The following is an 8,823-nucleotide window of genomic DNA, read 5'->3' as shown; positions in this document are numbered from 1 at the left end:
GGTGAGTTTCGCCTGATATTTCTTCGACCTCATTGCTGCAGCGATGATGATGGGAACGCATGCCGAAATACCGGTTCATGAAACATTCAGGCTAGCCACGCAATGCGTCGGACGCTTCGCCATTGATCTGCCGCACGGCGCGCTAGCCCAGGGTGACCTGCTGGTTGACGACATCGCGATCGAGGCGCGACCGATGACGGCTGCCGCATTCCGGAACTGGGTGGCGGACATCGAGCACAGTTATCAGGTCAGCGAACACCGCGCGAGCCGCCGCGCGCTGTTGCTGGAGGCGTCGTCGCCGTTGCCGGACACGACCTTGCTGCTGCACATTCGCGATGGTGACGCAGCGCTCGACGCGCAGACGCTGGAAATCTACAAATGGAGCAATGGTCAGGCGATCCTGATGACGGTCGATGTCACTGGCGCGGGTTCGACGCAGGTGCCGGCAGCGCCTGCCGTGACTCGCAAAAAGGAACAGCTGCTGGCAGTCGCAGCGCGCCTGCGCGGCCGCGCCGGCACCGAGATTCCCGCCGAGCCGGGCGCGTGTTTTGCTGGCGGATTTCTGGCGGGCCCGCCGGTTGCCGCCGAGCGCATTGCAACCCTGTTCACGTTCAGTGACCGTGACGGCATGACGCTCAGTCTGGTCACCGATGCACGGCCGCAGCGCAGCACCACGACCACGCTGCTGGCGCGCGCCGCGCAGGAACAGCAAGCCACCGAGCGCGCCAAGGGCTGGCACACGCTGCGTTTCGGCGTACTCGCACTCAATGGCATGCAGGCCGAAGAATGGCTAACGGCAGGCAATCCGCGCCTGCCTACCTCCGGCGTGACCTTCCTGCTCCACGCCAATCAAGGCGCAGATTCCGCCGCCACGCCCTTGCTCAGCGCCGAAATGAACGGCAGCACCGACACGCCCGCCGCCGAGCGCCTGGCGCTGGCATTCTGGGACCGGGTCTCGCGCACGCTCCGCTCCCGTCCGGCAGCATGACGCAGCCGGCGCTCACATCACTTGTACGGCTCGATCACCACTTTGCCGGTGACCTTGCGCGCGGCCATGTCGTTCAAGGCCTGTGGCGTGTCGGCCAGTGCATACCGACCCGAGATGCGCGGCTTGATGGTGCCGTCGGCCAGCCAGCCGAGCAGTTGACGCATCGCGGCCAGATTGGCTTTGGGCTCGCGCTTGGCGAATTCGCCCCAGAACACGCCGACCAGTGAAGCGCCCTTGAGCAGCGTCAGGTTCAACGGCAGCTTCGGAATTTCGCCATTGGCAAACCCGACCACCAGATATCGGCCGCGCCAGCCGATCGAACGAAACGCCGGTTCGGCATAGATGCCGCCGACCGGATCGTAGATCACATCCGGCCCCTTGCCGTCAGTGGCCGCCTTGATGGCTTCCCGCAGATCCTGCGTGCTGTAATTGATGGTGACATCGGCGCCATGCTCGCGGCAGACCGCCAGCTTTTCATCGGTCGAGGCAGCGGCAATGACGCGTGCGCCGAGGGCCTTGCCGATTTCGATCGCAGCCAGCCCGACACCGCCGGCAGCGCCCAGCACCAGCATGGTTTCACCCACCTTGAGTTGCGCCCGATCCACCACGGCATGGTGCGAGGTGCCATACGTCAGTGTGATGGCGGCGGCGATATCGAATGGCATTTCCGGCGGCATTGGCATGACAGCCTGCACCGGTACCACGATCTGCTGCGCGAAGGCGCCCTGGGCGCTGAACGCGATGACCCGGTCGCCGAGCTTGTATTGGGTGACGCCGTCGCCAACGGCGATGACCGTGCCGGCCAGTTCGCTGCCGGGAATGAAGGGCAGCTCGGGTTTGAACTGGTATTTGTTCTGGATGATCAGGACATCCGGAAAATTCACCCCGGCGGCGCGGATCTCGATGGCGACCTGGCCGGGACCGGCCACGACATCGGGCAACTCGTCGACGGTGAGCGTGTCGGGCAGTCCCCAGGTTTTACAGACGATGGCTTTCATTGCGGGTCTCCTTTTTATAAAACGAACGGTCGTTTGCTTTTTTCGATTATGCCGTAATTTGTTGGCCGAGCGCCGTTCTGCGCATAGTGCTTCAGGTAAAATCTTTGCATGAAAATCCTGATCAGTAATGACGATGGTTATCTCGCCCCCGGTATTGTGGCGCTGGCCGATGCGCTGGCATCGATTGCCGAGATCGTGGTGGTGGCGCCCGACAGCAACCGTTCCGGCTCCTCCAACTCGCTGACGCTGGACCGGCCGTTGTCTTTATATACCGCCTCCAACGGCTTTCATTTCCTTAATGGCACCCCGTCCGACTGCGTGCACGTGGCGCTCACCGGAGTATTGGCGTTTCGCCCCGACCTGATTGTCTCCGGCATTAACCAGGGCCAGAACATGGGCGACGACACGCTGTATTCCGGCACCGTCGCGGCGGCCACCGAGGGGTATCTGTTCGGCATTCCGGCCATTGCGTTTTCGCAGGTCGACAAGGGCTGGACCGAACTGGATTCGGCGGCGCGGATGGCGCGCGAGATTGTGCTGCGCAAATTCGACAGCCTGCAAAAGCCGTATCTGCTGAATGTGAACATTCCCAATTTGCCGTATGCATCGCTCAAGGGCGTGGTCGCCACCCGGCTTGGCAAACGGCATGAGTCGGAGGGCGTGATCAAGGCCACCGACCCGCATGGCCGCCAGATTTACTGGATTGGTCTGGCGGGCAAGGCCAAGGATGCCGGGGAGGGCACCGACTTCCATGCCACCGCGCTGGGCAAGGTGTCGATCACGCCGCTGCAGATCGACCTGACGCATCGCGCCCAACTCGACGCCTTGAAGAATGCCCTGGCATGACCAACAAGGACCGGCGCTTTCCGCTCTCGTTATCGTCGGTGGTCGACAAGCAGGCGCGCAATGCACCGGCCGATCCAACCCGCCGGGTGGCGACGCCGCAAACCGCGACGCGTAACGCAGCGCTCAATCCGGCCCAGTCCCGGCCTGTGCCAGCGGCGCCGATGCAGGTCGAGCGGCGCGCCAACCCGAGCCCGCAACGGGTGGCGCCACTGGTGTCGGACAGCGTGCGCAAGGCGATGGTGGCGCGCCTGGTCAAGCAGGGAATATCGGATACCCGGGTGCTGGCGGCGATGGAGGCGGTGCAGCGGCATCTGTTCATTGAGCCCGGACTGGTGGCGCAGGCCTATGTCGATGCCTCGATTCCGATCGGCTACCACCAGACTATTTCGCAACCCTACATCGTGGCGCGCATGATTGAAGTGATGCGCAACGGCGGCACGCTCACGCGGGTGCTCGAAATCGGCACCGGCTGCGGCTATCAGGCCGCGGTGCTGTCGCTGGTGGCCAAGGAAGTGTATTCCATCGAACGGATCCGGCCGCTGCACGAACTGGCGCGCAGCAACCTGCGGCCAATGCGGATTGCAAATATCCGTTTGCATTACGGAGATGGTATGCTCGGCCTCTCGCAAGTCGCCCCGTTTGACGGCATCATTCTGGCGGCTGCCGGACTCGAAGTGCCGCAGGCTCTGCTCGATCAACTGGCAGTTGGCGGCAGGCTGGTGGCGCCGGTCGGCGCCCGTCATCAGGTGTTGCAACTGATTGAACGTGTCGGCAAATTCGAATGGACCCACACCACACTGGAAGACTGTCATTTCGTGCCACTGCGTGCAGGTACCGTTTGACAGTCGGCTTTATACCGATCAACGAACCAAATCAGAATGAAACTAATCCCCGCGCTTTTCCTCATTTCACTGACTGGCGTCATCGCCGGTTGCGCCAATACGCCCCATACTGCGCCGGTAGTCGATCTGGCCACCACCTCGGCCGGCAGCAAAAGCCCCGGTGAGCCGGCCCTCGCAGTCCGGCCAGCCGACGAACCGGGTTTCCACACCGTAAAAAAAGGCGAGACGCTGGTGCGCATCGCCACGGAGTTTGGCCAGAATTATCGTGACCTCGTGAGCTGGAACAATCTGACCAATCCCAACGATATTCGCGTTGATCAGGTGCTGCGCGTACTGCCGCCAGCCGGCGCGCCGCAAACCGGCAGCGTCAACACCGGTTCCGGTGTCGACGTGCGGCCGCTTGGTGCACCGTCCTCATCCCAGCCCGCCGTATCGGCGCCGGCGGCCATGCCGCCAGGTAGCGTCAAGACCGGACCGCGCGGCGACAAGCGGCCGTATTCGGAAGCCGCACTGGCCGAGTTGCAAAAGCCGGACACGGGATCGAGCGCGCCGGTGGTTGCGGCAATCCGTCCTGACGTGGCCAGGCCTGCCGAGAAGGCGAACGACAAGCCGAGCGACAAGCCGGTCGACACCAACCCGCCTGACGAAGAAAATGTGGACTTCATCTGGCCCGCCGAAGGCAAGATCGTTGGCACGTACAACGACGGCAAGAAGGGTATCGACATTGCCGGCAAGAGCGGCCAGCAAGTCATTGCCGCCGGCGCCGGCAAGGTCATGTACGCCGGGGCCGGGATTCGTGGCTATGGCAACCTGGTCATCGTCAAGCACACCAGCAATTTGTTGTCGGCCTATGCGCACAACAAGACCATTCTGGTCAAAGAGGGACAGAACGTCGCCAAGGGCGAGAAAATCGCCGAGATGGGCAATTCCGATGCCGATTCAGTCAAGCTGCATTTTGAAATTCGTCAGCAGGGCAAACCTGTTGACCCCTCGAAATTCCTGCCCAGCCGATAAATGACCACGAATCGCGACGATCTGCTGGATGACGATGACGCCACCGAGGATGCGCTCGATACACCACTGAATGCGGCCGGCGTGCAAGGCGACGACGGGACCGTTGAGATCCTGGTCAATGGCGGCGTGGTGCTGACCGAAACGGTCGACGAACTCAAGAAAGTGCTCGCCTCGGAACTCTCGACCGATGCGACCCAGCATTACCTGAACCAGATCGGTACGCGTCCCTTGCTGACCGTGCCACAGGAAGTGCATTACGCCACGTTGGCCAAGGCCGGTGAGTTCGAAGCCCGGCAAAAAATGATCGAGCATAATTTGCGGCTGGTAGTGTCGATTGCCAAGCACTACATCAACCGTGGCGTGGTGCTGCTGGATTTGATCGAAGAAGGCAATCTCGGCCTGATGCGGGCCATCGACAAGTTCGAGCCGGAACGCGGCTTTCGTTTTTCGACCTACGCGACCTGGTGGATCCGCCAGAGCATCGAACGCGCCATCATGAACCAGGCCCGCACCGTGCGTCTGCCGGTCCACATGGTACGCGAACTGAATCAGATCCTGCGCGCCAAATATCATCTTGAAGCGCAGCACCACGACGGCAAGGATGCCACCGTCGAAGACATCGCCCATCTGGTCGATCGGCCGGTCGAGGACGTGCAGGATATTCTGGCCCTGTCGGAACACGCGACCTCGCTCGATGCGCCACTGGACAATGACCCGCAGGCCAGCCTGATGGACTTGTTGCCCGGCGATGTCACGGAAGGGCCGGATGCGCGCGCCGAACAGCATGAGATGACGATCCTGGTGCGCGACTGGCTCAAGAAATTGCCGGACAAGCAGCGCATTGTCATCATGCGCCGCTTCGGCCTCGATAACGATGATCCGGCCACGCTGGAACAGCTGGCCGCGGAAATGGGTGTCACGCGCGAACGGGTGCGCCAGATCCAGCAGGAAGCGCTGGTCAAGCTCAAGCGTGCGTTTGCTTCACATGGGGTCAGCCGCGACGCATTGTTGTAGACGATTTTTCATTCACCGGCCCTGGCGGCCTTTCAGCACACCATTTATGCAGCAGACACTTCTCGACATCCGCTCCCTCGACATGGAAGCGCGCGGCGTCGGCAATCTGACCAATGAGGACGGCACCCACGGCAAGGTAATCTTTGTCGAAGGCGCATTGCCGGGCGAACGCGTGGGCTACCTGTCATTTCGCAAAAAGTCCAAGTGGGAAGCCGCGACCATGACCACGCTGGTACGCGAGTCGGCCATGCGCATCACGCCCAAATGTCCGTACTTCGGCGTGTGCGGCGGATGCGCGATGCAGCATCTGGACCCGGCGGCGCAAGTCGCGATCAAGCAGCGCGTACTGGAAGACAATCTCTGGCATATCGGCAAGGTGCGCGCCGGCATGCTGATGCGACCGATCCATGGCCCGACCTGGGGCTATCGTTACCGTGCCCGGCTGTCAGTGCGCAATGTGCCGAAAAAGGGCGGCATCCTGATCGGCTTCCACGAAAAGAAATCGATCTATGTGATCGACATGACCAGTTGCGCCATCCTGCCGCCGAACGTGTCGGCGTTGATCGGTCCGCTGCGCGCACTGATTACCTCGCTGTCGATCATGGAACAGGTGCCGCAGATCGAGTTGGCCGTGGGCGAGGGTGCCAGCGGCATCCTCACGGTGCTGGTGTTGCGCATCCTCGCGCCGCTGTCGGCGCAGGATGAGATCGCGCTCAAGGCGTTCGCCGACCAGCATCAGGTGCAGTGGTGGCTGCAGCGCGATCCCGCCCCCGACAGTGCGACCCAATATTACCCGGGCGGACAGCAACTGCATTACACCCTGCCGGAATTCGGCATCCGCATGCCGTTCAAGCCCACCGACTTCACCCAGGTCAATCACCAGATCAACCGGGTCCTGGTAGCGCGTGCGTTGCGCCTGCTGGAAGCGCAACCGCAGGACCGCATCGCCGACCTGTTCTGCGGGCTGGGCAACTTCACGCTGCCGATTGCCACGCAGGCGCGCGCCGTGGTCGGCATCGAGGGCAGTACCGCATTGACGCAACGGGCATTGGAAAATGCCCGCGAAAATGGGCTGGAGGCCAAGACCACCTTTGCCTGTCGCAACCTGTTCGACATCAGCGCCGACGACCTGCGCACACTCGGCTACTTCGATCGCTATCTGGTTGACCCGCCGCGCGAGGGCGCGATGGCCTTGTGCGAGGCGCTGGCCGAGCTGACGCCGGCGCAACGGCCGCAACGGATCGTGTATGTCTCCTGCAATCCGGCGACGCTGGCGCGCGATGCGCAGTTGCTGGTGGCGGCCGGCTATGCGCTGGAGCAGGCTGGCGTGGTCAACATGTTTCCGCATACGGCGCACGTCGAATCCATCGCCGTGTTTGATTTGAGTAGCTGAGGAGCCGCCTTCTTCCCAGGCAGATATCCCGATCCCTGTCGATAAACTGGTTCGCGCCATGGCGTCGACACCCCCTTGGCTTTCTGGAGCAGTCCCCATGTTCGGCACACAGAATCTTGCTTTATTCGTCATCTCCGGGCTCTTGCTGAACATAGCGCCCGGGCCTGATTCACTGCTCATCATGTCGCGCAGTGCCACGCAAGGGTGGCGGGCAGGGTCGGCCGCGGCGCTTGGCATCGGCACAGGGACGCTGGTCCATGTCTTTGCCGCAGCGTTGGGCTTATCGGCCGTGCTCGCCACGTCGACCACTGCCTTCACTGTGGTCAAGTACATTGGTGCGATTTATTTGGTGTACGTCGGCATTGCGCTGCTTCGCGCCAGGAGCACGCCTGCCACCGACGTCGCGACGTTGCCGCCGCCGCCGCTGCCGTACCGTCGACTATTTTCACAAGGATTTCTGACGAATGTGTTGAACCCGAAGGTCGCATTATTCTTTCTCGCATTCGTTCCGCAGTTCATCAGTCCCGATGCATCCAGCAAGGCGCTGGCTTTCATTGCATTGGGTTTGATCTTCAACGTCAACGGCATGCTCTGGTGTCACTTCCTCGCCATCTCGTCGGCATATGCCAGCCAGCGGCTGCAAGCCAATCGGTTCGTCGCACTTTGGCTCAATCGCCTTATCGGCGCCGTTTTTGTTTCGTTCGGAATCAAGCTCGCATTAGCCGACAGAACTTGACGCAATCAGTACCCTGCAAGTCTGGCAGGGCAGTGAGACGCGTCTCTCTCAAGGTCCCTTTTCCGCATTCGCTTCCTCATATTTGCGGCTGCGGCCGGGCCTCGGTTCACGTCGTTCATCTAATATGCATTCGCCAACTGTTTTATGGCAACATGTGTCGGCGACCCCCGCGTCGCGCCAAGGTGAACGTGAATGCGAGACAACCTGAAATCCTGAGAGAGAATTGATGATAAAAACTGGAATTCACAAGACTTCCCCTCAATGGCAGGCACGCATGGCCGGCGCACTGTATCTGGCGGTGATCGCGCTCGGTATCTTTGCAGAAGGGTTCGTCATCAACCATCTGCTTGTGTCGGGCGATGCCGCGCTTTCAGCCCAAAATATCATTGCCTCGGCGACGCTCTGGAACCTCGGAATTTTTGCCAACCTGATGCTGGTCGTGTGTGTCATTCCGCTCTCGTGGTTCTTGTATCTGTTGCTCAGGCCCGTCGACAAGAACCTCGTCCTGTTGGCCGTCTTCTTCAATCTCATATCGGTTTCTGTTGAAACGCTCAGCAAGATGTTTTTGCTCTTTGTATTGCCGCTATTAACGAATGCAGGTTTGGTGAAGGCATTCGAGCCGGCACAGCTGCACGCATTTGCCAGCCTCGCTCTGAGGGCGCACAATTTTGCGTTCAATATCGCCCTCATCCTTTTTGGTTGCACCTGCATTATTTATGGCTATCTGATTTTTAAATCCGGCTATTTTCCGAAGTTTATCGGCGTCCTGATGCAGGTTGCTGGAGCAAGTTATGTAATCAACTGTTTTTCAGTGCTATTCGTCCCCGCGATTTCAAACCTGATTAGTCCGGCGATTTTGCTTTTACCCTTTATCGGCGAAGCTGCATTTTGTCTCTGGCTGCTGGTTAAAGGCGTCGATATTGCGAAGTGGAATGCCAGGTATTCCGCGGCACCCGCGCATTTTCCGCAATCCTGAAGAGCCGGACGATGTT

9 protein-coding genes are annotated in these 8,823 nt (G+C 60.8%); 8 read left to right on the top strand and 1 reads right to left on the bottom strand.

Annotated elements, in window-relative coordinates; all coding sequences use genetic code 11:
* Positions 1 to 43: 43 nt before the first annotated feature.
* Positions 44 to 988, top strand: a complete 945-nt coding sequence (locus RCH09_RS13145) for a T6SS immunity protein Tli4 family protein (RefSeq protein ID WP_326941561.1) — start codon at positions 44 to 46, stop codon at positions 986 to 988.
* Positions 989 to 1,005: 17 nt separating this feature from the next.
* Here RCH09_RS13145 and RCH09_RS13140 read toward each other — a convergent pair whose 3' ends face one another.
* Positions 1,006 to 1,986 (bottom strand): NADPH:quinone oxidoreductase family protein, encoded by a 981-nt coding sequence (locus RCH09_RS13140; RefSeq protein WP_326941560.1) that lies wholly within the window; start codon positions 1,984 to 1,986, stop codon positions 1,006 to 1,008.
* A gap of 108 nt (positions 1,987 to 2,094) precedes the next feature.
* Here RCH09_RS13140 and surE point away from each other — a divergent pair, with 108 nt between their 5' ends.
* From surE to RCH09_RS13105, 7 genes are all read left to right on the top strand, one after another.
* The gene (surE, locus tag RCH09_RS13135) at positions 2,095 to 2,832 is read left to right on the top strand and encodes a 5'/3'-nucleotidase SurE (RefSeq protein ID WP_326941559.1); all 738 of its coding nucleotides are present in this window, start codon (positions 2,095 to 2,097) and stop codon (positions 2,830 to 2,832) included.
* The gene (locus RCH09_RS13130; protein ID WP_326941557.1) at positions 2,829 to 3,674 is read left to right on the top strand and encodes a protein-L-isoaspartate(D-aspartate) O-methyltransferase; all 846 of its coding nucleotides are present in this window, start codon (positions 2,829 to 2,831) and stop codon (positions 3,672 to 3,674) included. The genes surE and RCH09_RS13130 overlap by 4 nt, the downstream gene beginning before the upstream one ends.
* A 36-nt stretch (positions 3,675 to 3,710) precedes the next feature.
* Positions 3,711 to 4,688: a peptidoglycan DD-metalloendopeptidase family protein gene (locus tag RCH09_RS13125; RefSeq protein ID WP_326941556.1), complete on the top strand. Its 978-nt coding sequence runs from the start codon at positions 3,711 to 3,713 to the stop codon at positions 4,686 to 4,688.
* Positions 4,689 to 5,702 carry an RNA polymerase sigma factor RpoS gene (gene rpoS / locus RCH09_RS13120; RefSeq protein WP_326941555.1) on the top strand — a complete coding sequence of 338 codons (1,014 nt, stop codon included), beginning with the start codon at positions 4,689 to 4,691 and terminating at the stop codon, positions 5,700 to 5,702. It begins immediately after the preceding gene.
* A gap of 46 nt (positions 5,703 to 5,748) precedes the next feature.
* Positions 5,749 to 7,095: a 23S rRNA (uracil(1939)-C(5))-methyltransferase RlmD gene (gene rlmD / locus RCH09_RS13115; RefSeq protein WP_326941554.1), complete on the top strand. Its 1,347-nt coding sequence runs from the start codon at positions 5,749 to 5,751 to the stop codon at positions 7,093 to 7,095.
* A 97-nt stretch (positions 7,096 to 7,192) separates the two neighbouring features.
* The gene (locus RCH09_RS13110) at positions 7,193 to 7,831 is read left to right on the top strand and encodes a LysE family translocator (protein WP_326941553.1); all 639 of its coding nucleotides are present in this window, start codon (positions 7,193 to 7,195) and stop codon (positions 7,829 to 7,831) included.
* 226 nt (positions 7,832 to 8,057) lie between these two features.
* Positions 8,058 to 8,807 (top strand): DUF4386 domain-containing protein, encoded by a 750-nt coding sequence (locus RCH09_RS13105; protein ID WP_326941552.1) that lies wholly within the window; start codon positions 8,058 to 8,060, stop codon positions 8,805 to 8,807.
* Positions 8,808 to 8,823: the final 16 nt, after the last annotated feature.

The organism is Actimicrobium sp. GrIS 1.19 (assembly GCF_035984655.1).
GTDB lineage: Bacteria > Pseudomonadota > Gammaproteobacteria > Burkholderiales > Burkholderiaceae_D > Actimicrobium.
The sequence above is the reverse complement of the archived record's forward strand: the minus strand, read 5'-3'. Positions and strand labels throughout refer to the sequence as shown.